Source organism: Caulobacter sp. SRI_014 (genome assembly GCF_057586315.1).
In genome coordinates this window covers 224,963-250,657 of sequence record NZ_JBYCZQ010000005.1, presented here as the reverse complement: position 1 = coordinate 250,657, position 25,695 = coordinate 224,963, and the positions used below count along the sequence as shown (strand labels likewise).

27 protein-coding genes and 1 tRNA gene are annotated in these 25,695 nt (G+C 68.5%); 15 read left to right on the top strand and 13 right to left on the bottom strand.

The genetic code is table 11. The features are described from left to right. Positions 1 to 73 precede the first annotated feature (73 nt). A tRNA-Lys gene (locus tag AC2YG9_RS13920) sits at positions 74 to 148 on the top strand. A gap of 7 nt (positions 149 to 155) precedes the next feature. Here the strand turns inward: AC2YG9_RS13920 and glk are convergent. After that, the gene (glk, locus tag AC2YG9_RS13915) at positions 156 to 1,103 is read right to left on the bottom strand and encodes a glucokinase (protein ID WP_487298568.1); all 948 of its coding nucleotides are present in this window, start codon (positions 1,101 to 1,103) and stop codon (positions 156 to 158) included. A 104-nt stretch (positions 1,104 to 1,207) separates the two neighbouring features. On the opposite strand from glk, the gene AC2YG9_RS13910 reads away from it, so the two are divergent. From AC2YG9_RS13910 to AC2YG9_RS13890, 5 genes are all read left to right on the top strand, one after another. After that, entirely contained in the window at positions 1,208 to 2,005 is a 798-nt protein-coding gene (locus tag AC2YG9_RS13910; RefSeq protein ID WP_487298567.1) for a crotonase/enoyl-CoA hydratase family protein, read from the top strand. After that, positions 2,006 to 2,863 (top strand): hypothetical protein, encoded by an 858-nt coding sequence (locus tag AC2YG9_RS13905; protein ID WP_487298566.1) that lies wholly within the window; start codon positions 2,006 to 2,008, stop codon positions 2,861 to 2,863. Positions 2,864 to 2,866: 3 nt separating this feature from the next. After that, positions 2,867 to 3,460: a DUF3052 domain-containing protein gene (locus tag AC2YG9_RS13900; RefSeq protein WP_487298565.1), complete on the top strand. Its 594-nt coding sequence runs from the start codon at positions 2,867 to 2,869 to the stop codon at positions 3,458 to 3,460. A 66-nt stretch (positions 3,461 to 3,526) separates the two neighbouring features. Next, positions 3,527 to 4,420: a DMT family transporter gene (locus tag AC2YG9_RS13895; RefSeq protein WP_487298564.1), complete on the top strand. Its 894-nt coding sequence runs from the start codon at positions 3,527 to 3,529 to the stop codon at positions 4,418 to 4,420. After that, positions 4,417 to 5,145, top strand: coding sequence for a peptidoglycan recognition protein family protein (locus AC2YG9_RS13890; RefSeq protein ID WP_487298563.1), 729 nt, complete (start codon positions 4,417 to 4,419; stop codon positions 5,143 to 5,145). Before AC2YG9_RS13895 ends, AC2YG9_RS13890 begins: the two co-directional genes overlap by 4 nt. Here the strand turns inward: AC2YG9_RS13890 and AC2YG9_RS13885 are convergent. Genes AC2YG9_RS13885 through AC2YG9_RS13865 form a run of 5 tightly spaced genes read right to left on the bottom strand, consistent with a single transcriptional unit; the run spans position 5,142 to position 9,939 of the window. Continuing rightward, positions 5,142 to 6,077: a phytoene/squalene synthase family protein gene (locus tag AC2YG9_RS13885; protein WP_487298562.1), complete on the bottom strand. Its 936-nt coding sequence runs from the start codon at positions 6,075 to 6,077 to the stop codon at positions 5,142 to 5,144. The genes AC2YG9_RS13890 and AC2YG9_RS13885 overlap by 4 nt on opposite strands. Further along, a complete protein-coding gene (locus tag AC2YG9_RS13880) occupies positions 6,074 to 7,555 on the bottom strand; it encodes a phytoene desaturase (RefSeq protein ID WP_487298561.1) in 1,482 nt (493 codons plus the stop codon). Before AC2YG9_RS13880 ends, AC2YG9_RS13885 begins: the two co-directional genes overlap by 4 nt. After that, a complete protein-coding gene (gene crtY / locus AC2YG9_RS13875) occupies positions 7,552 to 8,724 on the bottom strand; it encodes a lycopene beta-cyclase CrtY (protein WP_487298560.1) in 1,173 nt (390 codons plus the stop codon). Before crtY ends, AC2YG9_RS13880 begins: the two co-directional genes overlap by 4 nt. 39 nt (positions 8,725 to 8,763) lie before the next feature. Beyond that, complete coding sequence (locus AC2YG9_RS13870; RefSeq protein ID WP_487298559.1) at positions 8,764 to 9,279, bottom strand: N-acetyltransferase family protein; 516 nt, start codon at positions 9,277 to 9,279, stop codon at positions 8,764 to 8,766. 12 nt (positions 9,280 to 9,291) lie between these two features. Then, entirely contained in the window at positions 9,292 to 9,939 is a 648-nt protein-coding gene (locus AC2YG9_RS13865; protein WP_487298558.1) for a hypothetical protein, read from the bottom strand. Positions 9,940 to 10,040: 101 nt separating this feature from the next. Here AC2YG9_RS13865 and AC2YG9_RS13860 point away from each other — a divergent pair, with 101 nt between their 5' ends. Together AC2YG9_RS13860 and AC2YG9_RS13855 are read left to right on the top strand one after the other, a co-directional pair. After that, positions 10,041 to 10,961: a histone deacetylase family protein gene (locus AC2YG9_RS13860; RefSeq protein WP_487298557.1), complete on the top strand. Its 921-nt coding sequence runs from the start codon at positions 10,041 to 10,043 to the stop codon at positions 10,959 to 10,961. 73 nt (positions 10,962 to 11,034) lie between these two features. Beyond that, the gene (locus AC2YG9_RS13855) at positions 11,035 to 11,643 is read left to right on the top strand and encodes a histidine phosphatase family protein (RefSeq protein WP_487298556.1); all 609 of its coding nucleotides are present in this window, start codon (positions 11,035 to 11,037) and stop codon (positions 11,641 to 11,643) included. Here the strand turns inward: AC2YG9_RS13855 and AC2YG9_RS13850 are convergent, their stop codons facing one another. Beyond that, positions 11,644 to 12,648: a helix-turn-helix domain-containing protein gene (locus AC2YG9_RS13850; protein ID WP_487298555.1), complete on the bottom strand. Its 1,005-nt coding sequence runs from the start codon at positions 12,646 to 12,648 to the stop codon at positions 11,644 to 11,646. Between the two features lie 95 nt (positions 12,649 to 12,743). Here AC2YG9_RS13850 and AC2YG9_RS13845 point away from each other — a divergent pair, with 95 nt between their 5' ends. The 7 genes from AC2YG9_RS13845 (at position 12,744) to AC2YG9_RS13815 (ending at position 21,215) form a co-directional block, all read left to right on the top strand. Then, positions 12,744 to 13,886: an acyl-CoA dehydrogenase family protein gene (locus tag AC2YG9_RS13845; protein WP_487298554.1), complete on the top strand. Its 1,143-nt coding sequence runs from the start codon at positions 12,744 to 12,746 to the stop codon at positions 13,884 to 13,886. Positions 13,887 to 13,989: 103 nt separating this feature from the next. Continuing rightward, positions 13,990 to 14,241, top strand: a complete 252-nt coding sequence (locus tag AC2YG9_RS13840; RefSeq protein ID WP_271068364.1) for an exodeoxyribonuclease VII small subunit — start codon at positions 13,990 to 13,992, stop codon at positions 14,239 to 14,241. Continuing rightward, positions 14,241 to 15,128: a polyprenyl synthetase family protein gene (locus AC2YG9_RS13835; protein WP_487298553.1), complete on the top strand. Its 888-nt coding sequence runs from the start codon at positions 14,241 to 14,243 to the stop codon at positions 15,126 to 15,128. The genes AC2YG9_RS13840 and AC2YG9_RS13835 overlap by 1 nt, the downstream gene beginning before the upstream one ends. Positions 15,129 to 15,300: 172 nt before the next feature. Beyond that, positions 15,301 to 17,778: a hypothetical protein gene (locus AC2YG9_RS13830; RefSeq protein WP_487298552.1), complete on the top strand. Its 2,478-nt coding sequence runs from the start codon at positions 15,301 to 15,303 to the stop codon at positions 17,776 to 17,778. Positions 17,779 to 17,902: 124 nt separating this feature from the next. Further along, positions 17,903 to 19,816, top strand: a complete 1,914-nt coding sequence (gene dxs, locus AC2YG9_RS13825; protein ID WP_487298551.1) for a 1-deoxy-D-xylulose-5-phosphate synthase — start codon at positions 17,903 to 17,905, stop codon at positions 19,814 to 19,816. 11 nt (positions 19,817 to 19,827) lie between these two features. After that, positions 19,828 to 20,178 (top strand): hypothetical protein, encoded by a 351-nt coding sequence (locus AC2YG9_RS13820; RefSeq protein ID WP_487298550.1) that lies wholly within the window; start codon positions 19,828 to 19,830, stop codon positions 20,176 to 20,178. A 62-nt stretch (positions 20,179 to 20,240) separates the two neighbouring features. Beyond that, positions 20,241 to 21,215, top strand: a complete 975-nt coding sequence (locus AC2YG9_RS13815; protein WP_487298549.1) for an SPFH domain-containing protein — start codon at positions 20,241 to 20,243, stop codon at positions 21,213 to 21,215. A 118-nt stretch (positions 21,216 to 21,333) separates the two neighbouring features. Here the strand turns inward: AC2YG9_RS13815 and AC2YG9_RS13810 are convergent, their stop codons facing one another. From AC2YG9_RS13810 to flgF, 6 genes are all read right to left on the bottom strand, one after another. Beyond that, on the bottom strand, positions 21,334 to 21,822 hold the full coding sequence (locus AC2YG9_RS13810; RefSeq protein WP_487298548.1) for a hypothetical protein: 489 nt from the start codon (positions 21,820 to 21,822) through the stop codon (positions 21,334 to 21,336). Positions 21,823 to 21,835: 13 nt separating this feature from the next. Further along, complete coding sequence (locus AC2YG9_RS13805; RefSeq protein ID WP_487298547.1) at positions 21,836 to 22,303, bottom strand: hypothetical protein; 468 nt, start codon at positions 22,301 to 22,303, stop codon at positions 21,836 to 21,838. Between the two features lie 155 nt (positions 22,304 to 22,458). Next, positions 22,459 to 23,199, bottom strand: coding sequence for a flagellar basal body L-ring protein FlgH (gene flgH / locus AC2YG9_RS13800; protein ID WP_487298546.1), 741 nt, complete (start codon positions 23,197 to 23,199; stop codon positions 22,459 to 22,461). A 12-nt stretch (positions 23,200 to 23,211) separates the two neighbouring features. Continuing rightward, complete coding sequence (flgA, locus tag AC2YG9_RS13795) at positions 23,212 to 23,955, bottom strand: flagellar basal body P-ring formation chaperone FlgA (protein ID WP_487298545.1); 744 nt, start codon at positions 23,953 to 23,955, stop codon at positions 23,212 to 23,214. Between the two features lie 16 nt (positions 23,956 to 23,971). After that, positions 23,972 to 24,760, bottom strand: coding sequence for a flagellar basal-body rod protein FlgG (flgG, locus tag AC2YG9_RS13790; RefSeq protein ID WP_487298544.1), 789 nt, complete (start codon positions 24,758 to 24,760; stop codon positions 23,972 to 23,974). Positions 24,761 to 24,773: 13 nt separating this feature from the next. Further along, the gene (gene flgF, locus AC2YG9_RS13785) at positions 24,774 to 25,508 is read right to left on the bottom strand and encodes a flagellar basal-body rod protein FlgF (RefSeq protein WP_487298543.1); all 735 of its coding nucleotides are present in this window, start codon (positions 25,506 to 25,508) and stop codon (positions 24,774 to 24,776) included. Between the last annotated feature and the right edge of the window lie 187 nt (positions 25,509 to 25,695).

The following is a 25,695-nucleotide window of genomic DNA, read 5'->3' as shown; positions in this document are numbered from 1 at the left end:
AGCGCTTGCTCCGTCGAACGGGCGCCACTATGGTCCGCGCCGCTTCGGACCCCCTCTTTCGGTGTCTTCAAGCGGGCCGGTAGCTCAGTGGTAGAGCATTCGACTTTTAATCGAATGGTCGTGGGTTCGACCCCCACCCGGCCTACCAACTTCCTCTACGCGTTGATCCGCGCCGCCGCCGCCCCGAGCAGGGCGGCATAGGGCTGCAGGATGGCCTTGGTCGGGATGGCGGCGCAGTAGTCGCGGAAGCGGCCCTTGTCCTCGAAACCCTCACGGAATTCCCCGGCCCGCAGGCGCGGCATCATCTTGCCGGCGATTCCGCCGCCCAGATAGACGCCGCCGAAGGCCCCGAAGGCCAGGGCGAAGTCGCCCGCCGCCGCGCCGTAGATGCGGCAGAAGCGCTTGAGTGTCTGGTCGGCGAGGGCGTCCCCCTGGTCGGCGCGGGCCTGGATGTCTTCAGGCTTGAGATGGTCGGCCTTGTGGCCGCTGACCTGGGCCAGGGCTTCGTAGAGGTTGACCAGCCCCGGGCCTGACAGAATGCGCTCGAGGGAAACGCGGCCGAATCGGGCGGTCAGGATGCGCAGAACCTCGATCTCGACCTCGTCGGTCGGGGCAAAGGCGATGTGGCCGCCCTCGGTGACGGCGACAGCGTCACCCAGGCTGTCGCGAACCAGGGCCCCGACCCCGAGGCCGGTGCCGGCCCCGACGATGGCGATGGTGCTTTTCGGCGCGGCGGCGACACCGCCGATGTCGCCGAGATCCTCGTCGGTCAGCAGGTCGACCGACAGGGCCACCGCTTCATAGTCGTTGAGCAGGCGGGCGGCCTTGAACCCGTGGTGGCGCAGATGAGCTTCCGACATGTCCCAGGGGGCGTTGGTCAGTTCGGCCTGGCCGTCCTTGACCGTCCCGGCGACGGCGATGACCGCCTGGGTCGGCTTGCAGTCGGTCTCCCGCAGGTAGCGGTCGACGGAGTCTTCCAGGGTCGCATGATCGGCGACCTTGAATGTCCGCGGGGCGGCCACCTCCGTGGCGGCGTCCTGGATGTCGAAGATGGCGAACCGGCAGTTGGTGCCGCCGACATCGCCGACGAGGCGCAGGGTCATGGGGACAGGTTCTCCATCAGCTACTCCGGTCGGCATGGCTCAGGCGGATTGGCGGCGCAAGGCGGGGCGGCTATGGAGTGATCACAACATCGAGGGACACCGCCATGAGCATGATCACCACCGAGAAGCGCGGCCACATCGCCATCCTGACCCTGAACCGGCCGGAGTCGATGAATGCGCTGGGCGCGGCCGGTGACGGCGATCAGGTCCAGGCGGCCTGCGCGGCGATCAACGCCGACCAGAACATCCGCGCCGTGGTGCTGACCGGCGCCGGCAGGGCCTTCTCGGCCGGCGGCGACGTCAAGGCGATGAAGGCGCGCGAAGGCGCGTTCGGCGGCAACGGCGTGGCCGTCCGCGAAGGCTACCGCAACAACATTCACCGCATCGTCCGCTCCATCTACGGCCTGGAAGTGCCGTCGATCGCAGCGGTCAACGGCGCGGCCATCGGCCTGGGCTGCGACGTGGCCTGCATGACCGACATCCGCATCGCCGCCGACACCGCCAAGTTCGGGGTGACCTTCCTCAAGCTTGGCCTGATCCCCGGCGACGGCGGCGCCTGGCTGCTGCCGCGCACCATCGGCATGAGCCGGGCGTCCGAACTGCTGTTCACCGGGGACGTCATCGACGCGGCCACCGCCGAACGCTGGGGTCTGGTCAGCCGCGTCGTGCCGGCCGAGACCGTGCTCGACGAGGCCGTCGCCATGGCCGAGAAGATCGCCCAGCAGCCGCCGCATGCCTTGCGCCTCGGCAAGTCCCTGCTGAAGCACGGCCAGTCGACCAGCTACGACACCCTGATGGAGATGAGCGCCGCCGCCCAGGCCATCAGCCACCTGACCGAGGACCACATGGAAGGCGTCTCCGCCCTGCTCGAGAAGCGCCCGGCGGTGTTCAAGGGCCAGTAGGTGCGCTGGGGAACGGCCCTCGCCGCCGTAGGCCTGATGCTGCTTGCCGGATGCGGCAACGGGACGGCCGGGGATGGCGCGCCGCGCAGCAAGGCGTGGTCGCTGCATGTGATCGGCGGCCAGATCACGCTGAAGCGCAGCACCGGCAATCTGGCGCTCAATGTGGCGTCGGGCAGGCCCAGCGAGCTGGCGATAAGCTGCAAGTCGGACGGCCAATTCCGTGTGCGCCTGGAGACCCGGCCGGAGACGGCGGGCAAGCCGGTCGAGCTCAGCGCCGGCGGGCGCGCCGTCTCCCTGCAGACCGGTGAGACGGCGATCACCCAGACGGTGCTGGACCTGCTGTCGTCGGGTCAGCCGATTTCGGCCAGGGCCGGCGACCTCGCGCTGGGTCCCTTCAACGCGCCGTTCGACCATGTCGTCGACGAACTGGTGGATCAGTGCCGCAAGTGGATGAAGGCCGCGCCGCCCCCCGCGGACTGGTCGCTCAACATCACGGGCGGCGGGCTGGCCATGATTCACGCATCGGGCGGCAAGGAAGACCTGCGGCTCTACTGCACCGTCGACGGCAAGGTCGGGGCTCAGGCGCCGACCTTGAAAGTCATCGCCAGCGAGGAACGCTTCAGCCTCGGCGCCGGCGGCGAGGCCCATGTGCTGGTGGCTGACCCGGGCTCCGGCGCGGTCGTCGCCGAGGGGCCGATGGATGACGGCCTGATCATCACCCTGACCAGCGGCAAGCCGATCTCGGCCAGCTATGGCGCCGAGACCCTGGGGCCGTTCGCCCCGCCGCCGGCCGACCTGCGCGCGACCTTCGCCGCCAACTGCCGCCAGCGGGCGTTCGAAGCGGCGGCGAAGGGCTAGGCGATGGGCAAGGACGTCGATGGCGTCACCGCCACCTTCGCCGACGGCCGGGAGGTTGGTCGGCTGCAGTGGGAGGCGCCCAAGCTGATCTTCCGGGGCGACCATCGGCTGGTCTGGCAGGGCGTGGCCCTGGTCGGCGTCCGGGCCGAGGGCGGCGACCTGGTGCTGGCCAGCGGCGAGCGGTTCGCGCTCGGCGAGCCCTTCGCGGCGCGCTGGGCCGAGGCCATCGCCAACCCGCCGGGCCGCCTCGACAAGCTAGGCGTCAAGCCGGGCATGCGGGTGGCGGTGCTGGACGTCGCCGACGGCAACATCCTTTCCGAGCTTGCTCAGCGAACGCAGCCTTTGAACGAGTTCAGCGAACTCGACATCCTGCTGTGGGGCGCCGACAGCCTCGCGGAGATGGCCCGCGTGCCGGAGCTGATTCCGATGCTGGCCCCGAAAGGGGCGCTGTGGATCGTCTCGCGCAAGGGCAAGGCCGCCACGATCAAGGACGTCGAGGTCATGGCCGGCGCCAAGGCCCACGGCCTGGTCGACAACAAGGTCTGTTCCTTCTCTGACACCCACACCGCGCTCCGCTTCACGCGCCGCAAGGACTGAAGGAATTTCGGCGCCGGCGCCGTGCAAGGGTGGCTTTCCGTGGCGGCGCCGGGCTAGACCCGGTTCATGGGACTTCGCGACTTCTTCCTGCTGATGGCGATGTGCCTGATCTGGGCCTCCAACAACATCGTCAGCAAGATCGTGGTCAGCGACATGATGGTGCCGCCGCTGTTCTATGCGGCCGTCCGTTTTGCCATCGTCGCCGCCCTGACCCTGCCCTGGCTGTTGCCGGCGCCCCGGCCCCTGTGGCGGATGATCATCATCGCCCAGCTGATCGGCGGCCTGAACTTCGCGCTGATCTTCATCGGCTTCCAGACCGCCAGCCCGTCGGCCGCCTCGATCATCGTCCAGCTCGGCGTGCCGATGACGACGGTGCTGTCGATGATCATGCTGGGCGAGAAGGTCCGCTGGCGGCGGGGCCTCGGCATGGCCCTGACCCTGGCCGGCGCCGTGCTGGTCATGTGGCATCCGGCCGGGCTGTCGCTCAGCATCGGACTGTGGCTGATCGCCGGTGCGGCCCTGGCGGGATCGCTGGGCGCGGTGATGATGAAGCAGATGGAGGGGGTCAAACCCCTCCAATTCCAGGCCTGGGTCGGGTTCTCGGCAATCTGGCCGCTGGCCGGGATGACCGCCGTCTTCGAACACAACCAGATCGCCGTCGCATTGCAGGCAGGCTGGCCCTTCCTGGCGGCGGTGCTCTATTCGGCGCTGATCGTCTCGATCATCGCCCACACGGTCTACTACCACCTGATCCAGAAGTATGAGGCGACCCTGATCTCGCCGCTGACCCTGATGACGCCACTGGCGACCATCGTCATGGGCGTCTTGATCACCAAGGACTACTTCGACCTGCGCATGGGCATTGGCGCGGCGCTGGCCCTGCTGGGGGTCTTGATCGTGGCGCTGAGACCCAATCATGTGATGCCCTTGCTGATGGCCATTCGGAATCGCGCCCAATGACGCTGGAAGTCATTCCCGCCCCGTCACCCAACTTCGACGCCCGCACCGCGCCGCCTGACATGATCGTCATGCACTACACCGGCATGCAGACCGGCGAGGCCGCCCTGGCCCGGCTGCGCGATCCCGAGGCCAGGGTTTCCAGCCACTATCTGGTGGAGGAGGACGGCCGCATCTTCAGCCTGGTCGCCGAGGAACGGCGGGCCTGGCACGCGGGGCGCGGCAGCTGGCGGGGCGAGACCAACTGCAACGCCGTCTCGGTCGGCATCGAGATCGTCAATCCGGGCCATGAATTCGGCTACCGTCCTTTTCCCGAGGCGCAGATCGCCGCCGTCATCGCCCTGACGACCGACATCCGCGGCCGCTGGCAGGTGCCCGACAACCGTATCATCGGCCACTCCGACCTGGCCCCGGCCCGCAAGCAGGACCCGGGTGAACTGTTCCCCTGGAAACGAATCGCCGAGGCCGGCCATGGTCTGTGGGCGGAGGCCGATCCGGCTCCGGGCGACGCGCTGGCGGAAGGTGCGGAAGGGGTGGGCGTGTTCGCCTTGCAGGCCGGCCTGACCCGGCTGGGTTATGACTGCGCGCCGTCGGGGCAGTTCGACCAGAACACCCGCGAGGTGGTGACGGCCTTCCAGCGCCACTGGGTGCAGAGCCGCTTCGACGGGGTCGCCGACGGCCTGACGCGGGCCAGGCTGATGGCGGTGATCCGGGCGGCGGCGGCCTAGATCCGCGACCAGAGCGGCGGGCGGACCGGCGGTTCGCGCCAGCGGTCGAAGGTGTGGGCGCGCAGGGTCATGAGCAGGCCCTGCAGCGCCAGGACGATCTTGTCCGCCTTGCTGGTCGAGGTCCGGCTGTCCCAAGCGGCGGCCCCCCGCTCGACGACCCGGACGCCGATCTGGCGGTAGACGCGGTTCGCCGCCGCAACGGCCCAGGCCGAGCGGAAGGGCAGGGCGCGCAGGCCCCAGCGGGCGCTCTCGTAGTAGGGCTCGGCGGCCTCAACGAGGCTGAACGCGAGGTTGGCGACGGTCTGGCGGTATTTGGGTTCGGCCAGTTCCTCGCGCGGCACATCGGCTTCGGTCAGCCAGACGTCGGGCAGGTAGACGCGGCCATTCTGTGCGTCCTCGACGATATCGCGGGCGATGTTAGTGAGCTGGAAGGCGAGACCCAGGTCCTGGGCGCGGCGCAGGGTGGCGAGGTCGTCGGGCTTCACCCCCATGACCAGGGCCATCATGACGCCGACGGCGCCGGCCACGTGCCAGCAGTATTTCAGAGTGTCCTCAAAGGTCGCGTAGCGGACCTCGGAGACGTCCATGGCAAAGCCGTCGATCAGTTCGATGGCCCAGGCTTCCGGGATGCCGCGCCGCAGGGCGACCTGCTGGAAGGCGGCGAAGGCGGGGTCCGATTGCGGCTCGCCGGCCAGGGACGAGCGGGTCTTTGCGTATAGATCTTCGAGGGTTGCGCGGATCTGTTCGGGCGATACGGCAACCCGGTCATGGCCGAGGGTCTGGCCGTCGATGACGTCATCGCAGTGGCGGCACCAGGCGTAAAGCATCTCGGCGTCGGCGCGGGTGGCCGGGTCGAACAGGGCGGCGGCGGCGGCGAAGCTCTGGCTGCCCTGCTGGATGGCCTCCCGGCTGACAGCTTCGAGATCGCTCACGCCAGGTCCTCGATCATCAGGCCGGCGGTCGCCTTGGCTGAGCCCACAACGCCCGGAATCCCGGCGCCGGGATGGGTCCCCGCGCCAACGAAGTAGAGGTTGGGAATCCGGTCATCCCGGTTGTGGGTGCGGAAGAAGGCGCTCTGGGTGAGGATGGGTTCGAGGCTGAAGGCCGAGCCCAGGTGGGCGTTCAGCTCGCCCTTGAAATCGGCCGGGCTGAAGATGCGCTGGACGGTGAGGTCGCGGCGCAGGTTGGGGATGTAGCGGGCCTCCAGGTAATCCAGGATGCTGTCGGCATAGCGCGGGCCCTCGACGGCCCAGTCGATGTCGGCGGTGCCCAGGTGCGGCACCGGAGAGAGGACGTAGTGGGTGCTGCCGCCGGCCGGCGCCATGCCCGGGTCCGTCGCACAGGGCGAATGAAGATAGAGCGAGAAGTCATTGGCAAGATTGTTCTTTGCGTAGATCTCGTCGATCAGGCCCTTGTAACGGTGGCCGAAGCAGATGGTGTGATGGCGCAGCTGCGGCTGCGGGGCTTTCAGGCCGAAGTGGACGACGAACAGGCTGGGGCTGAAGCGCTTGCGTTTGACAGCAGTGGCGGCCTGGCGACCGCGCGGGTCGTCCTTCAGCAGCTTGTCGTAGGTGTGGACGATGTCGGCGTTGGAGGCGACGGCGTCGAAGGTCTCGGGACCGGCGTCGGTGACCACGCCGGTGGTCTTGCCGTTGGCGGTGGTGATCTGGCGGACCGGCGTTGAGAGCCGCAATTGGCCGCCGAGGTCCTCGAACAGCCGGGCCAGGGCGCTGATAAGGGCGCCCGTACCGCCGCGCGGGAACCAGACGCCGCCGCGCCGCTCCAGGGCATGGATCAGGGCGTAGATGGATGAGGTGGCGAAGGGGCTGCCGCCGACCAGCAGGGTGTGGAAGGACAGGGCCTGGCGCAGGTGCTCGTCCTGCACGAAGCCGCAGACCTTGGCGTAGACGCTGCGCCAGGCCTGCAGCTTCATCAGCTGCGGGGCCGCCACGATCATGCTCTTGAAGTCGAGGAAGGGGACGTGGCCGAGCTTGACGTAACCCTCCTGGAACAGCTCTTCGCTGTACTTGAGGAAGCGCTTGTAACCCTCGACATCGGCGGGGTTTCTTAGCCCGATCTGCCGATCCAGTTCGGCCTGGTCGTTGACGTAGTCGAAGGTGTCCCCGTCCTCCCAGCACAGCCGGTAGAAGGGATCGACGCTGATCAGCTCGGCGTAGTCGGACAGCTTGCGGCCGGAGAGGGCGAACAGTTCTTCCAGGCAGGCGGGGTCGGTGATGACGGTCGGGCCGGCGTCGAAGGTGTGGCCCTGCTCTTTCCAGACGTAGGCCCGGCCGCCGGGCTTGTCGCGGCCCTCAAAGAGGGTGACGGCATGGCCGGCCGACTGCAGGCGAACGGCCAGTGCCAGCCCCCCGAACCCCGATCCGATGACGGCGATACGCTTGGAGGTCATCGGGTCAGGTCCTTGAGCACGGAGGATTCGGCCATCACCTTGAGGGCGGCGCCGATGGGCACCGGCGGCTTGCCGGTGAGGATGCGCGCCTTGTCGGCCAGGCCGGCGCGGGCGGCGTAGAAGCGTTCGACCAGCGGCTGGCGCAGGCGATAGAAGCGGGCGAGGACCCGGTAGCGCTGGTCCGGTGCGCAGGCGCGGAACAGCATCCGATTGAGCAGGCGATAGAAACCGCGCTCTTCCCAGGCGGTCATCGAGCGATGGCGCACGGCGGCGCGGACGCTGGCGGTGTCGAGGCGCGGCAGGGTGGCGATCTCGTCGGCCAGGCGGGCGGCGTCGGGCAGGCTGTACCCGGTGACCGGGTGGAACAGGGCGGCGCGCAGGCCGACGCTGGCGGCGCTGCCCGAACGGTCCCACCAGGCGGCGATGTCGCCACCCAGCGCAATGGGCAGGACGCCGTCTTCCTCGCGGACCAGGGCGGCGATCTGCCAGCCCTGGGCCCGGGCGTAGGCGGCGATGTCGGCGCGCAGGGCGTCCTTGTCGAGCGCCTCGCCGTCGCTGTAGCGGGTGTCCTCGATCAGCAGCCGGGTCGGTGACAGGGGCAGGCTGTAGAGGAAGCGATAGCCGTCGAGCTGGTCCACCGTCGCGTCCATGACGATGGGGCCGTCGAGGCCATGGGGCGCGGCGAGCTCGACCTCCTGGCCGAGAAACTTCTGCCAGCCAAGGACCAGGGGACCCGAACGCGGCCCACGCGCGTCGATGACCAGTGGGGCGGTCAGGGTCGTGCCGTCGGCCAGCATGGCGATGTTGGCTTCGAGATCGGCGACCGGGGCGTTCAGCCGGATCGCGGCGCCCAGTTCGCGCTGAAGGTGATCGGCGAAGCGGCTGGAGGCGATAGACTGGTAGGGGGTGGTCAGGCGCCGCTCGTAGCCCGGAAACCGCACGCTGTAGCCGGCCCAGCGGTGGCTGATCATCGGCTGCAGCCAGTCGCGGATCTCGGGCGTCAGGTCGCTCTCGAAACAGGACCAGGTGTGGACGCCGCCGAGCACCGGGCCGGCTTCCAGCAGCAGGATGTCGAGGCTGGGACGGAAGGCGCGCAGGCGAAGCGCGATCAGGCCACCGGCCAGACCGCCGCCGGCAATGATCACGTCATGGTCGAAGGCGCGCCCCATGACGGCGGATGTAGCACGCCGGACCGTCCCGAACAGGGATCAGCCGCGCCGCAGGATGAATTCCTCGTCCATCGTCTGGCCAACGGGGAAGATGTAGTCGCCGACCTTCTCGAATCCGAGGCGGCCATAGAGCCTCTGGGCGCCGTGATTTTCCGACCAGACACCGATCCACTGGGTGCGCGGACCGTCCCGGTCCATCCAGGCGAAGACGACGTCCAGCAGCCGCCGGCCGATGCCGCCGCCCTGGTGCGCCGCCAGGATGTAGAAGCGGTAGAGTTCGCGGTCGGCCGGTTTGGCGTCCTCATGGGGCAGGCCGCATGGTCCGGCCGAGGCGTAGCCGATGGCCTGGCCGTCGAGCTCGACCAGCCAGCTGGCCTTGTCCGGGTGGGCGAGGTCGGCGCGGGTGCGCTCTGTGCCGTAGGCGTAGATGAGGAAGGCGGCCAGGTCCTCGACCGGATAGAGGTGACCGAAGGTCTCGGTGAAGGTCCGGGCGCCCAGGCGCGAGAGGGTGTCGGCGTCGGCCGGGCCGGCGCGGCGGATGGTCGGTTGGCTCATGCTGGGTTCCGTCTAGTCGCGGCCCGGCCGGTGGACAATATGGACCATGAGCCGGCCCCAGATTTCCCCGGCCTGGCGCTGGACGGCTTGGTCCTGGGGCAGGGGGCCTGCGGCCCACAGCCGGTAGTTCCAGTTTCCGACCCGGCCAACGACGGTCTTCTTGAACATCTGGTCGCCGCGGTCCCCGCGGAAGGTTCTCTCGTCGGTCAGGGTCCCGGCCGGGTCGTCGTCGATGAAGCGGATCGGCAGGACCACGCCGCGATAGGGAAGCTCGTCCGGGCCACCGACGATGATGCTCTCCTCCAGATCCTTTCTCGGCGTGATCGGCGACTTCAGCCGCACGACGTAGAGGCTGAAGACCTGCCCCTCGTCGGCGTAGCGACAGCCGACACTGTCGCCGTGTTTGGCCAGGCTGCCGTAGTCATGAATCTGCAGGCTGCGGCTGTAGGAGCCGGCCGGATAGCGGCAGACCAGGCCGCTGCGCAGATGCCGGACGGCCGGGGCCTGGCTGTCGGTGATGTTCTCGAACAGGCCGGGCGTGGCCGTCGAGGCGATCAGGGTGTCGGCCTCCTTGCGGGCGACGGCGATTTCCTCGGGCGTGGCGGCGAGCAGGGGCTCGGCCAGCAGCAGGACGGCGATGACGGGAAGCAGGGCGGGCAAGGGTGTTTCCTGATACAGCGGCCAACACGATGCCGAAGATCGCGGGGCGGCGCCAGTCGCGGCGCTTGCCTTGACGGCCCGGGCGCCGGAGATTCCGCCCCATGACCCTGGCCTGTTACACCCACCCCGACATGCTCGATCACCATCCAGGCGAAGGCCATGCGGAGCGCTCGGAGCGGCTGACCGCCGTGGTCGATGCCCTGGACGACCATGCCGGGCTCGACCTGAACCGGCTGGAGGCGCCGCAAGCGTCGATCCAGGACCTAAGGCTGGTGCATCCGCAACGCTACATCGACGCCATGCTCGCGGCGGCGCCGCGCGAGGGTATCGTGCGGCTGGACGAGGACACCTTCCTGTCGCGCGGCAGCATCATCGCCGCCCGCCGCGCCGCCGGGGCGCCCGTCGAGGCGGTTCGGGCCGTGGCGCGCGGTGAAACCCAGCGCGCCTTCTGCGCCGTGCGGCCGCCGGGGCATCACGCCGAGCCGGAGACGGCCATGGGATTCTGTGTCTTCTCCAATGTCGCTATCGCGGCGCGGGCGGCCCAGGCGGCGGGGCTGGCGCGGGTGGCGGTGGTTGATTTCGACGTCCACCACGGCAACGGCACGCAAGCTGTGTTCGAGACCGATCCGACCCTGTTCTTCGCCTCCATCCACCAGTCGCCGCTGTATCCGGGCACCGGCGATCCGTCCGAGACCGGGGTTGGCAACATCGTCAACGGCACGGTGGCGCCCATGGCCCCGCGCGAGCAGTGGCGGGCCACCTTCGAGCAGTTGATGGGCCAGGTCGACGCCTTCGCCCCCGATCTTGTGATCATCTCGGCCGGCTTTGACGCCCATGCCCGCGATCCGCTGGCCCAGCAGCTTCTGGAGGCGGAGGACTATGCCTGGGCCACCCGCGCGGTGGTCGCCGTGGCGAACGGACGCTCCCGGGGGCGGGTTGTCTCGTCCCTCGAGGGCGGTTACGACCTAGAGGCGTTGGGGCGTTCGGCCCTGGCGCATGTGCAGGCGTTGCAGGACGCATGACGGTGCGCCGGGGGGCCCCGACATGCGGGAACCGACCCCAAAGGCCCGGTTTTCGGTAAGTATGGCAGACGCTTTGACCGCCGATATCGCACCCGCCACGGCCGTCCGTAAGGGCGGTTCGGTGACGCTCGTGCGCCATGGCGAACCGGCGCAGTCGCGCCGGGTGCGGCTCAATGCCGATGAATACCGCACCTGGTGGGCCGGCTATGAGGTCAAGGGAATCAAGCCCGGCCAGACCCCGCCCGAGGGCCTCAAGGTGGTGGCCCAGAGCGCCGATGTGATCATCGCCTCGATCCGCCCGCGCTCGATCGAAACCACCAACGCCATCTGCGGCGGCAAGGCCTTTGCGCAGGATCCGCTGTTCGTCGAGGCCCCGCTGCCGCCGCCCAAATGGCCGGCCTGGCTCAGGCTGTCGCCCAAGATCTGGGGCTTCCTGGCGCGGCTCAACTGGGTGCTCAGCGACAAGCACGACGAGGTCGAGACCCACCGCCAGGCCGAACAGCGCGCCGCCGAGGCCGCCCGCATGGTGGCGGCCATGGCCGACCAGGGCCAGGACGTGCTGATCGTCGCCCATGGCTATTTCAACCAGCGCGTCGGCTCGGCCCTGCGCCGCCAGGGCTGGCAATGCGTCGAGGACCAGGGCTTCCGCTACTGGTGCGCGCGCAAGTTCGTCCGGGCCTGATCAGCCGGCGCTTCGCCACCGCCCTGGACTGACGCCCATGGTACGCTTGAAGGCCCGGCTGAAGGCGGCCTCGCTCTCGTAACCTGCTCGTTCGGCCACCAGGGCGAGGCTGTCGCCCGTTTCCCGCAGATGCTCGGCGGCCAGCTGAAGCCGCCAGCCGGCCAGGTATTCGATCGGCGGCTTGCCGAGGACGGCGTTGAACCGTTCGGCCAGCACGGTGCGCGAGGCGCCGGCCTCTTTCGCCAGGGCCTCGACCGTCCAGCGGTGGGCGGGGTCGGCGTGGATGGCCTTCAGCGCGCGGCCGACGACCGGATCGTTGAGCGCCGCCAGCAGGCCCGTGGCCCCGACCGGCAGCCGGGCGGCGTGGCGACGCAGCACCTCGACGAACAACAGCTCCATCAACCGCCCGAGCAGCAGCTGCGCTCCCGGCTGGGCGGCGTCGAGCTGGCGCAGGATTTCCCCGACGGTGCTGGCCAGCATGCCGGTCAGGGCGTCATCGGTACGCTCGATCAGGAGGTGCGGCAGGGAGCGGAACAGCGGCGCGGCCAGCATCTCTGCCGACTCCAGGAAGCCGCAGACGATCCGGGTGTGCTCGCCGCCCTCGCCATAGCGGATGGTGTCGACCCCTTCGATCGGGCCGGGCCTGACCAGGGTCTCGGCGTGGACAAAGCCGGCCGGGTCTCCCGACCAGAAGCGGTGCTCGGCCGTGAAGGGCATGAGCACGACATCGCCGGCTGAAAGCTCGCAGCGGGCGCCCTCGGCGGTCTGCAGCCAGCAGCCGCCCTCGGTGATCAGGTGAAAGACACTGGCGTGGCGCAGATGGGCCATCGCCTCGGTCTCGCTCCAGCGGTTCGGGCTGATGACGCCGAACGGCGTGGCGAACACGCCGCTCATGAACACCGAACCGTTCAGCCGCACCGCCCGCAGCACCTCGGTCAGTACGTCGGCGCCCTGGCCGACGCCGCCGCTCGGTGGATCGGCAATGTTTCGCGGTTGCGCGGTCATGGTCCCTCTGGCCGCCCGGACGGTATCACCCTCCCAGAGACGAGACGATGTTCGCCGAAGTCTGATCACTATAGCGTCGTTCAAGGACGAGAGACATGCAGACCATGACCCTGGAAGCCCCGCCCGCCGTCGCCAACGCCAATTGGCGCGATGATCTCCAGGCGCTGGGCCCGCAACTGGCCGCCGCCGGCGCCGCCAGCGATCCCGAGGCCCGGTTCGTCGCCGGCAATTTCGATCTGCTGCAGGCCCGCGGCTTCTTCGCCCTGGCCGTGCCGGCCGAGCTTGGCGGCGGCGGTCTGGAGGCCGACGAGCTGTGCCGGATGCTCCGCGGGCTGGGCCGCCACTGCGGCTCGACCGCCCTGGCTCTGGCCATGCACACCCACCTGGTCGCCGTCGCCGCCTGGCGCTGGCGTCACCAGAAGGCCCCGACGGAGGGCCTCTTGAAAAAGGTGGCTGAGGGCGCCCGGCTGGTGTCGAGCGGCGCCTCCGACTGGCTGCCCGGCGGCGGCGAGGCCCGCAAGGTCGAGGGCGGTTTCCGCATCACGGGGCGCAAGCCCTTCGCCAGCGGTTCCATGACCGGCGACCTCTTGAGCACCAGCGCCATCTATGACGATCCGGACGCCGGGCCGACGGTTCTGCACTTCGCCCTGCCGATCAAGGGAGAGGGCGTGCGGCTGGTTGAAACCTGGGACACGCTGGGCATGCGCGGCACCGGCTCGCACGACCTGGTGGTCGAGGACGCCTTCATCGCCGATGCGGCCGTCAGTGGCCGCCGTCCGGCCGGGCCCTGGCATCCGCTGTTCCATTGCATCAGCATGCTGGCCTTCCCGCTGATCTTCTCGGTCTACACTGGTGTTGCCGACGCGGCCCGGGACATCGCCGTCGCCTCGGTCGGCAAGAAGTCCGACGACCTGCTGATGGTGCTGGCGACCGGCGAACTGCAGACCGCCCACGCGGGCCTCGACGCCCTGTGGACCGCCATGGTCGAGGTCACTCGCGGCCAGCCGGGCGAAGAGACCACCGACCGGTCGATGACGCTGCGCCAGCTGGTCGGCCAGCAGGCGCTGAAGGTCGGCGAACTAGCGCTGGAGCTGGCCGGCGGCTCGGGCTTCTACAAGGCCAAGGGGCTGGAGCTGCGCTTCCGCGACCTGCAGGGCGCCCGCTATCACCCGCTGCGGACCCGCGAGCAGCAGCTTTACAGTGGCCGGTTCGCCCTGGGCCTGTCGGTGGACGGATAGGCGCTCACCGGAAATTTGACCGGACCGCCCTTCGTTCACCACGAAGGCCCGTTGCCCGGGGGGATGCGCCTCTCTAGGTTGGCGCATCCCTTCGGAAGACGACATGACCAACGCCGCCGACCCCGCCGCTATCGAGGCCCTATCGTTCGAAGCCGCCCTGCAGGAGCTGGAGCGGATCGTTCAGACGCTCGAGTCGGGCCAGGCGCCGCTGGAAGAATCGATCAGCGTCTATGAGCGCGGCGCGCTGCTGAAGGCCCATTGCGAGAAGAAGCTGGAGGCCGCCCGCCTGCGCGTCGAGAAGGTGGTTTTGGCCCAAGGGACGCCGACCGGCGTCGAACCGGCCGAGTTCGGCTGATGTCGCAGAGCCTCGACCGCCGGATCGCCGAGGCGGCCGATCTCGTCACCGTGGCGCTGGACGCGCTGCTGCCGCGCGCCGATGGCCCCGAAGGTCGTCTGACCGAGGCGATGCGCTATGCGGCCCTGGGGCCGGGCAAGCGGCTGCGGCCCTTCTTCGCGCTCGAGACCGGCAAGATGTTCGACCTGCCCGAGCGGCCGGTCCTGCGGGCCGCCTGCGCGCTGGAGTGCATCCACGCCTACAGCCTGGTGCATGACGACCTGCCCTGCATGGACGACGACGACATGCGGCGCGGGCGGCCGACGGTGCATATCGAGTACGACCAGGCCACCGCCGTGCTGGTCGGCGACGCGCTGCAGAGCGCCGCTTTCGAGATCATGGCCCATCCCGACACCCACCAGGACGGCAACGTCCGGGCCGAACTGGTCCGCAAGCTGGCCCATGCTTCGGGTGCGCAGGGCATGTGCGGCGGCCAGATGATCGACATCCTCGGCGTCCGCGAGGACCTCGGCGGGGTGGCCCGCATGCAGCGGCTCAAGACCGGCGCCCTGATCGCCTACGCCTTCGAAATCCCGCTGGTGATGGCCCACGCGCAGGAAGGTGAGCGCCACGCCCTGATGGCCTTCGCCCAGGACCTGGGGCTGGCCTACCAGATTGTCGACGATGTGCTCGACGCCGAGGGCGACCCGGACCTGCTGGGCAAGGCGGCCGGCGGCAAGGACGCGGCCAAGGGCAAGGCCAACTACGTCACCCTGCTGGGCCTGGACGCGGCCAAGGAGCGGGTCGAACTGCTGGCCGCCCAGACCCGGGCCCACCTCGACGGCTTCGGCGAACGGGCCTCGGTCCTGCGTGAGTCGGTCGATTTTGTACTGGGGCGGCGGAACTGACGCGGCCGGGATGGCGGATTCCCAGAAAGCCTTCGTCGAACTCATCGCCGGCCATTCGTCGCCTGATTTTGCAAATCTGCGTCGCCTGGAAGACCATCCTTGTTGCCTAAATTGAGTAGGGTAGAGTCCGGCATGGCCCGGAACTGACCTTCGGGCGACTGGGGGGACCACCATGAGCTATCCGGCGATCATCAACCTGGCGACCATCGATCCGGACACCGGCTTCCGGGTCGACGGTCTGGCGGCCAGCAACTTCTTCGGATGGTCGGCGGCCTCAGCCGGGGACTACAACGGCGACGGAATCGACGATTTTCTGATTTCGGCCCGCGGGGTCGGCGGCAATGCCGGCGCGGCCTACGTCGTGTTTGGGCAATCGGGGGGATTCACCAACGGCTTCGACCTGGCTGACCTCGATGGCTCCAACGGCTTCAGCATCCAGGGCGAGGCGGGCTATTTCCTCGGTTGGTCGGTCGCCGGCGGCGGCGATGTCAACGGCGATGGCCGGGCCGACCTCATCGTCTCGGGGGTCGGAGGGGCGCCGAACGGCGCCTTCTCCGGATACACCTTCGTTCTCTATGGCGGGGCTACGCCCACGGGCGGCCAGTTCACCCTGGCGGACTTCGATGGAACCAACGGCTTCCGGCTGGTCGGTCCGGAGGCCAACAGCTTCGGCGGCTGGGCGGTCGACATCGGCGGCGACTTCAATGGCGATGGCTACGACGACCTCGTCGTGACCGCCTATGCGGCCGATATCAACGGGACAAACTCCGGCGCCGTCTGGGTTGTGTATGGCCGCGGCTCGAACTTCCCCACGGACGTCAATCTGGCCGATCTGAACGGCAGCAACGGCTTCCGCGTGGTCGGCCCCGCGGCCAGCGAAAACCTCGGCTTCGACGCCTCGATGGTCGGAGACGTCAACGGCGATGGCTACGACGACCTGTTGATCGGCGCACCGGGGCCAAACGCGGCCTATGTTCTCTTCGGAACCGGCGCCGGCATGCCGGCGAGCGTCGGCGTCACGGGCTTGAATGGCAGCAATGGATTCGCCCTTGTCGGCGGCGCTGCCTTCGACCGGCTGGGCAGCTCGGTCACCACCGCCGGCGACATCAATGGCGACGGCTACGCCGACATCGTGGTCGGAGCCTATGCCTCCGACATCAACGCGAGCGGGGCCGGCGATACCTACGTCGTGTTCGGCAAGGTCTCGGGCTTCACGGCCTCGATCAATATCTCGGCGCTGGACGGCACAAACGGCTTCCGCATAAGCGGCGTTGCTGCCAGCGATAGCAGTGGTCGCGAACTGCAGTACGCGGGTGACATCAATGGCGACGGCTACGACGACCTGATCATCGGGGCCTCACGAGCCGACCCGAACGGAAGTGAGTCTGGGACCTCCTACGTCATTTTCGGCAAGGCCTCGGGCTTCGGCGCGGTCTTCAACCTGGCGTCCATCAACGGGACCAATGGCTTCCGGCTGAATGGCGAGGCGACCACCGACCGCAGCGGGCTCGCCCTCGCCGCCCTGGGCGACATCAACGGCGACGGTCTGGACGACTTCTTCGTCGGGGCCCCCTATGCCGACACCAACGGCAGCAACGCCGGTGCGGGCTACATCGTCTTCGGCCAGGCCGACGTGCGGAACTTCTTCGGCACCGGCGCAAACGAGACCTTCAACGGCGGCGCCCTGGCCGACCTGATCGTCGGCTTGGGCGGCAAGGACGTCCTGCGCGGGCTGGGCGGCAACGATGAGATCGTCGGCGGCGACGGCAATGACCAGCTATACGGCGGGGCGGGCGACGATTCGCTGAGCGGCGGAGCCGGCAACGACACCCTCGACGGCGGCGACGCCAATGACGTGCTGTTCGACGCGCTCGGTTCCAACAAGTTCTATGGCGGCGATGGCGCCGACGCCCTGACCGGCGGCTCCGGCGCGGACCAGATGGACGGCGGTTCGGGTGACGACACCCTGACCGGCAATGGCGGCAACGACACCCTGGACGGTGGGACCGGGACCAATTCGCTGGCCGGCGGCGCGGGCAACGACGTCTATTACGTGCGGACCAGCGGCGACATCGTCTCCGAGGCGGTGGGGCAGGGGATCGATACGGTCCGCGCTTCGCTGAGCTTCGTCCTGCCGGAGAACTTCGAGACCCTGGAACTGCAGGGCGTCGGCGACTTCAACGGGACCGGCAGCGTCGACGGCAACACGCTGAAGGGCAATGACGGGGCCAATGTGCTCAGCGGCCTGGCCGGCGCCGACAAACTGTTCGGCGGTCTGGGCGACGATACGCTGATCGGCGGCATCGGGCGCGACCAACTGACCGGTGGCGGCGGCGTCGACACCTTCCGTGTGCTGCAGGAAAGCGTCGGCCAGGCGGTGCTCGAGATCGACACCGTCCTCGACTTCGAAATTGGCGCGGACCGCATGGACTTCAGCGCCATAGACGCCAACAGCAGTCTGGCCGGCGACCAGGCCTTCAGCGTCAGCTTCACCGGCCTGACCAAGACGGCGGGGCAGCTCTATCTGTTCTACACGGCGGCCAACGACACCTCGACCCTGCGGCTCGACGTCAACGGCGACGGCAAGGCCGACTACCAGATGACAATCAACGGCGATGTACGGGCCGACACCGGTGGCTGGCTGCTCTAGCCACCGTCTGCACGCGGAATTCTCCAGATTCCATCAGCCTTTGGTTTGCAGCGCACGCCGCGGGCGCTAGTTTGTTTCCCTAGAGGCGCGCGACAGACCGCGCCGTCATGGACTGCGCTCGTAAATGCCCCCTGTCACCCCGTTGCTCGACACCGTCGCCTCGCCGGCGGACACGCGTTCCTTCACCATCCCTCAGCTTAAACAGTTGGCCGATGAGGTCCGGGCCGAGACCATCGATTCAGTCTCCGTCACGGGCGGACATCTGGGGGCCGGGCTGGGCGTGGTCGAGCTGACCGTGGCGTTGCATCATGTGTTCGAGACGCCGCGCGACATCGTCATCTGGGACGTCGGCCACCAGGCCTATCCGCACAAGATCCTCACCGGCCGCCGCGACCGCATGCGCACCCTGCGCCAGGGCGGCGGCCTGTCGGGCTTCACCAAGCGGGCCGAGAGCGAATACGACCCCTTCGGCGCGGCCCATGCCGCCACCTCGATCTCGGCGGCGCTCGGCTTCTGCGCGGCGCGGGACGCCAAGGGCGACAACAACAAGGTCGTCGCCGTGATCGGCGACGGCTCGATGAGCGCCGGCATGGCCTATGAGGCGATGAACAACGCCGCCGAGACCACCGGCCAGATCATCGTCGTGCTCAACGACAACGACATGTCCATCGCCCCGCCGGTCGGCGGCATGAGCGCCTATCTGGCCCGGGTGGTCTCGTCGGGCGGCTATCAGCAGCTGCGCAACCTCGGCAAGTCGATGAGCCGAGTGTTCCCCAAGAGCCTGCAGGAAGCGGCCCGCAAGGCCGAGGAATACGCCCGCGGCATGGTTACCGGCGGCACCTTCTTCGAGGAGCTGGGCTTCCAGTACGTCGGGCCGATCGACGGCCATGACCTGGATGCGCTGATCCCCGTCCTGCAGAACGTAAAGGAGATCAACCGGCCGGTGCTGGTCCACATCGTGACGCAGAAGGGCAAGGGCTACGCCCCCGCCGAGAGCGCCGACGACAAGTACCATGGCGTGGTCAAGTTCAACGTCGTCACGGGTGAGCAGGCCAAGGCCGCCGGCGGCCCGCCCGGCTACACCAAGGTCTTCGCCCAGGCCCTGGTGAAGGAGGCCGAGAAGGACGACCGGATCATGGCGGTGACCGCCGCCATGCCGTCCGGCACCGGGCTCGATATCTTCCAGAAGGCCTTCCCCAAGCGCTGCTTCGACGTCGGCATCGCCGAGCAGCATGCGGTGACCTTCGCCGCCGGCCTCGCCGCCGATGGCATGAAACCCTTCGCGGCCATCTATTCGACCTTCCTGCAGCGCGGCTACGACCAGGTGGTGCATGACGTCGCCATCCAGCGGCTGCCCGTGCGCTTCGCCATGGACCGCGCCGGTCTCGTCGGCGCCGATGGGCCGACCCACGCCGGCAGCTTCGACGTCGGCTTCATGGGGGCGCTGCCCGGCATGGTGCTGATGGCGGCGGCGGACGAGGTCGAGCTGGCCCGCATGGTCGCCACGGCGGCGGCCATCGACGATAGGCCCAGCGCCTTCCGCTATCCGCGCGGCGAGGGCCTTGGCCTGGAAATGCCACTGGTCAACGAACCGCTGGAAATCGGCAAGGGCCGGGTGATCCGCGAGGGCACGGCCGTGGCGCTGGTGTCGTTCGGCACTCGCCTCTCCGAGACCCTGAAGGCCGCCGATCTGTTGGCCGCCCGTGGCCTCTCGGCCACCGTCGTCGATGCGCGCTTCGCCAAGCCGCTGGACGTCGACCTGATGCTGCGGCTGGCCCGCGAGCATGAGGCCTTGGTCACCATCGAGGAAGGCGCCATGGGGGGCTTTGGCGCCTTTGTCCTGCAGGCGCTGGCGGCGCACGGGGCGTTGGACCGGGGACTGAAGGTGCGCACCCTGGCGCTGCCCGATGTCTTCCAGGACCAGGACAAGCCCGATCTGATGTACGCCCAGGCCGGCCTCGACGCGGCCGGCATCGCCGGCGGCGCGCTCAGCGCTCTTGGCCTGGACAATGTGGCCACGGCCGGTCGCCGGGCCTGAGGGGGAATAGCGTGAAGACGTCTGTGGTAATGCGAGCGGTGGCGGTGGTGGCCATCGGCCTGGCGATGAGCGGCTGCGTCCTGCACCGCAACCGCGTCTATGAGCCGATCCGCGAGGGGCTCGATTCCATGAAGGGTCAGGACGTGGCGGTGGTCTACCGCACGCTCGGCCTGCCGGACCGCAAGGAAACCGTCGGCAAGAAGATGATGTTCGTCTGGAACAAGACCCGCTGCGACGTGCTGGTCCAGACCGACTTGGCGGGCCTGGTCGAGGAATCGACCCTGGTCGGCGGACCGCGCGCCTGCAAATGGGTGCGCGACGCCATGGTCGACTTCAAGGCGCGCGAAGCCTTCAAGAACTAAGCTTGCCGGGCGGCTGTTGAACCGTCAGCCTGACCTCCAGTCTTTTCTGGAGGGGATTTTCCATGGCGATCAGTGACAGGTTCGGCGGCGGGGCCGGCAATATCGGCCGCACCATTCTGATGATTGGGGCGCTGGTCATCCTGCTGGCCGGGGCCGGCTGCACGGTGACTGCCTGCAGCACCACGGTCGAGAGCGGCGAGGCCGGCATCAAGACCACCAGGTTCGGCGAGAACCCCGGCGTCCAGCTGACCGAGCTGCGCCCCGGCTGGCACTGGAAGGGGCTGGGCGAGGACATCATCGTCTATCCGACCCGCCAGCGGACCTACAGCTACACCCGCGAGCCCAACACTGACGGCAAGGAGAACGAGGAGATCGCCTTCGCCGATCAGACCGGCCTGCCGATGACCGCCGACGTCAACCTGACCATCCGGGTGCGTGACGACAAGGCCGCCGATCTCTACGCCCGTTGGAGGCAACCGTTCGACGACCTGCTCGACGGCCAGATCCGCAACGACGTGCGCTCGGCCATCGCCAAGGAGACCGAGCAGGTGCCGGTGTCCTGCAACCTCAACCCGGTGGCGACGGGCTCGGGCGTGACCCCGACGCCGGCCGCCAATGCGCCGCCCTGCACGGGCTCACTGATGGGCGCCGGCCGCCAGATCGTCATCCAGAAGGCCTTCCAGCGCGTGCGCAACAAATGGGCGGCCGAGGGCGTCGAGATCAGCCAGATGGAATGGGTCGGCACCATCCGCTACCCGGCCAGCGTCACCGCCGCCGTCGAGGCCCGCACCCAGACCGAGCAGCGCACGCTTGCCGCCCAGCAGAAGGCCGCCGAGGCCCGGGCCAACGCCGAGGCCGCCATCGAGACGGCCCGCGGCATCGCCGAGTCGACCCGCCTGCGCGGCGAGGCCCTGCGGGCCAACCCGGAGATCATCGAGCAGATCTACGCCGAACGCTCACAGGGCCTGTGCCCGCCCAAGGCCACGACCTGCATCCTGGGTCAGGGGGCCTGGGGGCTGGTGCCTCAAGGGCAGTAGGCGTCTAGAGCATGTCAGGGCGAAGTGTATGCGGTTCGCCCGCCCGGACATGCTCTAAATGCTTGATTCTAGACCCTTTTGATCAGGTTTTGATGCGTACATCAAAACCTGAAAGGGTCTAGCCCTTGCAACCCTTCAGGAAGCGCTGGAACTCGGCCTTCTTGAAGGGTGGCGGGGCGATGGTCTCGCCGAACGCCTCGGCCTTCAGTTGTCCGGCGACGGCGATGCTCTGAAGGCCGGCGGTGTCGCCCAGCCACGTCACCCAGCTGCCGCCGTTCATCTCGTCGGCCGAAGCCTCGGCCTTCACGGCGGCGCCTGAGAGGTTGAGGCGGACGGGCCAGGGGGCCTTGTTGCCCTGCGCATCCAGCCAGTCGCCATCGGCGGTCGGACTTTCGGTGGCGATGCGGTGTTCGAAGGTCAGGTAGAGTTCGGCCTGGTCCGTGCCCTTCTGGCAGGTGAAGGTGGCCAGGACATCGTCGCTGTCCGGCGTGCCGTACTGCAGGTGGACGCCCTCCTCACTCTCGCTGAAGGTCCATCGGCGCTCGTCCTGGGCGGCGACAGGCGTAGCCAGAAGGAGGGCGGCGAACAGGGGCAGGGCGGCTTTCATGCCGCCCAGATTATCACGCCTTGCAGGCAGCGAAGAACCTGTTGATCTGCGCCCGGTCACCCTTGGCCGACAGCTTCATGCTGTCCTTGCCCTGGATCAGGGTGATGTCTCCGGTGCGGGCGAAGCTGGCCAGGACCGGATCGTTGGCCTTGGCGCCGGCTTCCAGGAAGTGGCCTTCGCCCATGCTCGGCGTGGCCGTGGCGGGCAGGGCGGTTTCGGTCTTGCCCGACTTCAGCACGATGGCCGGGGCCGCTTGGACCGAACTGGTCGAAACCCGGACATCGCCGGACGCCGGCTGGCAGCTCATCATCAGGGCGACGTTGTCGGAATTGGGCGAGCCATAGGCCAGCTTTGCGCCTTCCTCCGGCGTTTCATGAAGCGACCATCCCATGTCGCCGGCCACGTAGGGTTGGCCGTGCATGCAGCTGCCCAGCAGCAGGACCGAGGTGGTCAGAGCGGTGATGGCGGCGATGCGGTTCATGATGAGCGCCTCCCTTCAGTTTCCCCAACGCAGGGAGGGCGCGATCGGTTCACCCCGGCGGCAGAATTTGCCGGGCGCCCGGCGGGTTGGATCCCGCCGTGGCAAATTTGTCCCGATTGTTCTTCGCCCCCCGGCGATCATTCAGTCTTCCATGGTCAGAACGGCGTGAAGGTCTCGATCAGCGCCTGGCCGGCCGGGGTCTTCTGGACCCGGCTCTGGTCGCCGCGGCCGCCGTAGCTGATGCGGGCTTCGGCGATCTGGGTGTGCTTGATCGTGTTGGCGGCGCTGATGTCGGCCGGCCGCACGATGCCCGAGATGGTCAGGCGGCGGACCTCGTTGTTGGTCTTCACCTCCTGCACGCCCTGGATGACCAGGTTGCCGTTGGGCAGGATGCCGGTGACGACGGCGGCGATGGTCAGGTTGATCTTCTCGGCCCGGGCCACGGCGCCGTTGCCGGTGCTGCCGGTGTTGACGTTGGTCTCGATGGCGTTGGCCGGGTCAAAGCCACCCGGGAACAGCTGGCCGAGGCTGCCTTCCAGGCCGAAGAAGTGGGGCAGGCCCGCCTTCATGCCGGTGGTGCGGCTCGCGCTGGTGGTGTTCTGGGTCTGGGCGCTGTCGTCGATGTCGATGTTGACGGTCAGGATGTCGCCGATGCGGCCGGCCCGCTGGTCGTTGAAGAAGGCCCGGGCGCCGGTGCGCCACAGGCTGTTGGCGGACGCGGCCTGCGGCGGCTCCTGGCGCACGTCCACGAAGGTCTGGGTCGAGGGCGCCAGCTGGCTAGGATAGCCGACGGGCGCCAGCTGCGGGCCCAGAATCGCGTCCTTGGTGTCGTTGATCGTCGAGGCGCAGGCGGCCAGCGGGACGAGGGCGGTGATGATCAGCAGGGTCTTACGCATGTGGGTGTGCCTCTAGCGAGCGGCGAACTGGTTGGCGGAGGCCGCTTTCAGCGCCTGTGCCTGCGGACCGGCGGCGGCTTCGCCGGGGCCGGTAGCGATGGCCTCGATGATCTTCTTCGAGGTCGGGTTCTGCAGGGTGAAGGTCTCGCCGGTGGCGGCGGCCTTCATGGCCTTGGCCTGCATGGTCAGGGTGACCATGCCGTCGGACCAGGTGACGGTGACCGTCTCGCCGGCCTTGATGACCTGCGGGGCGGAGACATCGCGGCCGCTGACCACGGCGCCTTCGCGCAGCGGCCGTTTGGCGGCCAGGCCGATGATCATGTCGGCGTCGCGCGGCGCGTCGGCCGGGGCGCTGGCGGCCTTGGCCCAGACCAGATCGGTCGGCTGGACGATCTCGCCGGCGCTCAGGGAGCGGGAATAGGTCAGGACATCGACATTTCCGCGCGCCGCCACCGGGCCGGCCACGGCGGGACCGCCACCGCCGCGCACGACGATGCGGCGGAAGCCCTGCGGGTTGTCCCACTGCAGTCCGGCGCGGCGGGCCATGACCTGCACGGCCTGGGCGTCGAGCACGACGCTGGGCCCGGTGCGATTGGCGATCAGGATATTGGAAGCGTTCCCCGCCCCGTCGAACAGGTCGCCGAGGGTCACCTTGCCGTCGGCGTCCGAGACGTCCGCCCGCAGGGAAACCTGACCCGCTAGGGCCGGAGCGCCAAAGGCCAGCGCGGCTACGGCCGCGAGGAGGAGAGCGCGCATGCCCAAGACACTCATTTTACGACTTCACCTGGTTGGCGGCCTGGAGCATCTCGTCGGCCGTGGTGATGACCTTGGAGTTCATCTCATAGGCCCGCTGGGCGATGATCAGGGCGGTGATTTCGCTGACCGCGTCGACGTTCGAAGCCTCGGTGTAGCCCTGCAGCAGGGTGCCGAAGCCGGTCGCGCCGGGGTTGCCGGTGATCGGCTCGCCCGAGCTGCCCGACTGCATGAACAGGTTGTCGCCCATGGCCTCGAGGCCGGCCTCGTTGATGAAGGTCGCCAGTTCCAGCTGGCCGATGACCTCGGGCGCCGCGACGCCTTCCTTGGTCGCCTGGACCTGGCCGGTCTTGGAGATCGTGATGTCGATGGCGTCCTGCGGCACGGTCACCTGCGGCTGCACCAGGTAGCCGTCCTCGGTGACCAGTTGGCCCTGGTCGTTGAGCGCCAGATTGCCGGCCCGGGTGTAGGCCGTCTCGCCGCTGGGCATCAGCACCTGCAGGAAGCCGCGGCCCTGGATGGCGACGTCGTAGCGGTTGTCGGTCCGCGTCGCCGTGCCCTGCGTCGTGATGCGGTAGGTGCTGCCGGCCTTGACGCCGCCGCCGATCTGCACGCCGGTCGGCACCACCGTGCCCTGGTCCGACGACTGCGTCCCGGCGCGCTCCAGCGACTGGTAGAGCAGGTCCTGGAACTCCGCCCGCTGACGCTTGAAGCCAACGGTGTTCATGTTGGCGATGTTGTTCGAGATGACCTCGACGTTCAGCTGCTGGGCCGACATCCCGGTGGCGGCGGTGCGGAGGGCTTGCATCTACGGGGACTCCTTAAGCGACGCGACCGAGCCGTTCGACGGCGCGGCGCGAGAGATCGGCGGTGTTTTCCATGGTCTTGACCACGCTCTCGTAGGCGCGGCTGACCTCGATCATCCGGGTGATCTGGAGGATCGGATTGACGTTGCTGCCCTCCAGCATGCCCTGGTGCAGGCGGCTGGCGGTGTCGGCGCCGGGCTGGGCGTTGGAGGTGTTGGTGAACAGGTTGCCGCGGTCCTTGGCCAGGACCGAGCGGTCGTCGAACAGGAAGACCCCGATCTTGCCGACCTTCTCGCCGGCCTGGCTGACCGTGCCGTCCTTGGCAATGGCCACAGGGCCCTTGGCCGGATCGAGGATGATGTCGCCGCCCTCGCCCTGCACGGCGTCACCCTCCTGGGTGGTCAGCTTGCCTTCCGGCGACAGGGTGAAGCGGCCGTCGCGGGTGAACCGCTCGCCGGCGGCGGTGTCGACCTTGAAGAAGCCCTTGCCCTCGATGGCCAGGTCGAACGTGGCGCCCGTGGTGCGCATCGAGCCTTGCGTGAAATCGCGGGCGATGCCGTCGTCGAGGACGAATTTCACCGGGTTGGGACCGTCGGCCATGCGGGCCGGCTTTGCCGGTTCGGTGCGGACCAGCAGGTTCTCGAACTTGTATCCGGTGGTGTCGGCGTTCGCGATGTTGTTGGCGATGATGTCCATCTCGCGGCGCAGCGTCATCTGGCGCGACAGGCTGACGTACAGCGTGTTGTCCAACTGAGGCTCCCGTTAACCGCCGCGACCGAGCGTCGCCATCGACGGAATGCCTGCAACCCTCGTGCCAACTCAAAAAGTTCAATAAAAACAGCAAATAAGAAGGTTAACGGCGCTGCCTCGGCGAATTCTGCCGGGCGCCGTTCACAGGTCTTAAGAACCCATCCTTAACCAACTGGCCCCAGTAAGG

Excerpts from the sequence above, each read along its gene's own strand:
- AC2YG9_RS13845 (WP_487298554.1), top strand. The coding sequence starts at position 12,744 with ATGCAGACCATGACCCTGGAAGCCCCGCCCGCCGTCGCCAACGCCAAT.
- AC2YG9_RS13910 (WP_487298567.1), top strand. The coding sequence starts at position 1,208 with ATGAGCATGATCACCACCGAGAAGCGCGGCCACATCGCCATCCTGACC.
- AC2YG9_RS13835 (WP_487298553.1), top strand. The coding sequence starts at position 14,241 with ATGTCGCAGAGCCTCGACCGCCGGATCGCCGAGGCGGCCGATCTCGTC.
- AC2YG9_RS13815 (WP_487298549.1), top strand. The coding sequence starts at position 20,241 with ATGGCGATCAGTGACAGGTTCGGCGGCGGGGCCGGCAATATCGGCCGC.
- AC2YG9_RS13840 (WP_271068364.1), top strand. The coding sequence starts at position 13,990 with ATGACCAACGCCGCCGACCCCGCCGCTATCGAGGCCCTATCGTTCGAA.
- AC2YG9_RS13895 (WP_487298564.1), top strand. The coding sequence starts at position 3,527 with ATGGGACTTCGCGACTTCTTCCTGCTGATGGCGATGTGCCTGATCTGG.
- AC2YG9_RS13860 (WP_487298557.1), top strand. The coding sequence starts at position 10,041 with ATGACCCTGGCCTGTTACACCCACCCCGACATGCTCGATCACCATCCA.
- AC2YG9_RS13880 (WP_487298561.1), bottom strand. The coding sequence starts at position 7,555 with ATGACCTCCAAGCGTATCGCCGTCATCGGATCGGGGTTCGGGGGGCTG.
- flgG (WP_487298544.1), bottom strand. The coding sequence starts at position 24,760 with ATGCAAGCCCTCCGCACCGCCGCCACCGGGATGTCGGCCCAGCAGCTG.
- AC2YG9_RS13850 (WP_487298555.1), bottom strand. The coding sequence starts at position 12,648 with ATGACCGCGCAACCGCGAAACATTGCCGATCCACCGAGCGGCGGCGTC.
- AC2YG9_RS13890 (WP_487298563.1), top strand. The coding sequence starts at position 4,417 with ATGACGCTGGAAGTCATTCCCGCCCCGTCACCCAACTTCGACGCCCGC.
- AC2YG9_RS13900 (WP_487298565.1), top strand. The coding sequence starts at position 2,867 with ATGGGCAAGGACGTCGATGGCGTCACCGCCACCTTCGCCGACGGCCGG.
- glk (WP_487298568.1), bottom strand. The coding sequence starts at position 1,103 with ATGACCCTGCGCCTCGTCGGCGATGTCGGCGGCACCAACTGCCGGTTC.
- AC2YG9_RS13805 (WP_487298547.1), bottom strand. The coding sequence starts at position 22,303 with ATGAACCGCATCGCCGCCATCACCGCTCTGACCACCTCGGTCCTGCTG.
- crtY (WP_487298560.1), bottom strand. The coding sequence starts at position 8,724 with ATGGGGCGCGCCTTCGACCATGACGTGATCATTGCCGGCGGCGGTCTG.
- dxs (WP_487298551.1), top strand. The coding sequence starts at position 17,903 with ATGCCCCCTGTCACCCCGTTGCTCGACACCGTCGCCTCGCCGGCGGAC.
- flgA (WP_487298545.1), bottom strand. The coding sequence starts at position 23,955 with ATGCGCGCTCTCCTCCTCGCGGCCGTAGCCGCGCTGGCCTTTGGCGCT.
- AC2YG9_RS13810 (WP_487298548.1), bottom strand. The coding sequence starts at position 21,822 with ATGAAAGCCGCCCTGCCCCTGTTCGCCGCCCTCCTTCTGGCTACGCCT.
- flgH (WP_487298546.1), bottom strand. The coding sequence starts at position 23,199 with ATGCGTAAGACCCTGCTGATCATCACCGCCCTCGTCCCGCTGGCCGCC.
- AC2YG9_RS13870 (WP_487298559.1), bottom strand. The coding sequence starts at position 9,279 with ATGAGCCAACCGACCATCCGCCGCGCCGGCCCGGCCGACGCCGACACC.
- AC2YG9_RS13830 (WP_487298552.1), top strand. The coding sequence starts at position 15,301 with ATGAGCTATCCGGCGATCATCAACCTGGCGACCATCGATCCGGACACC.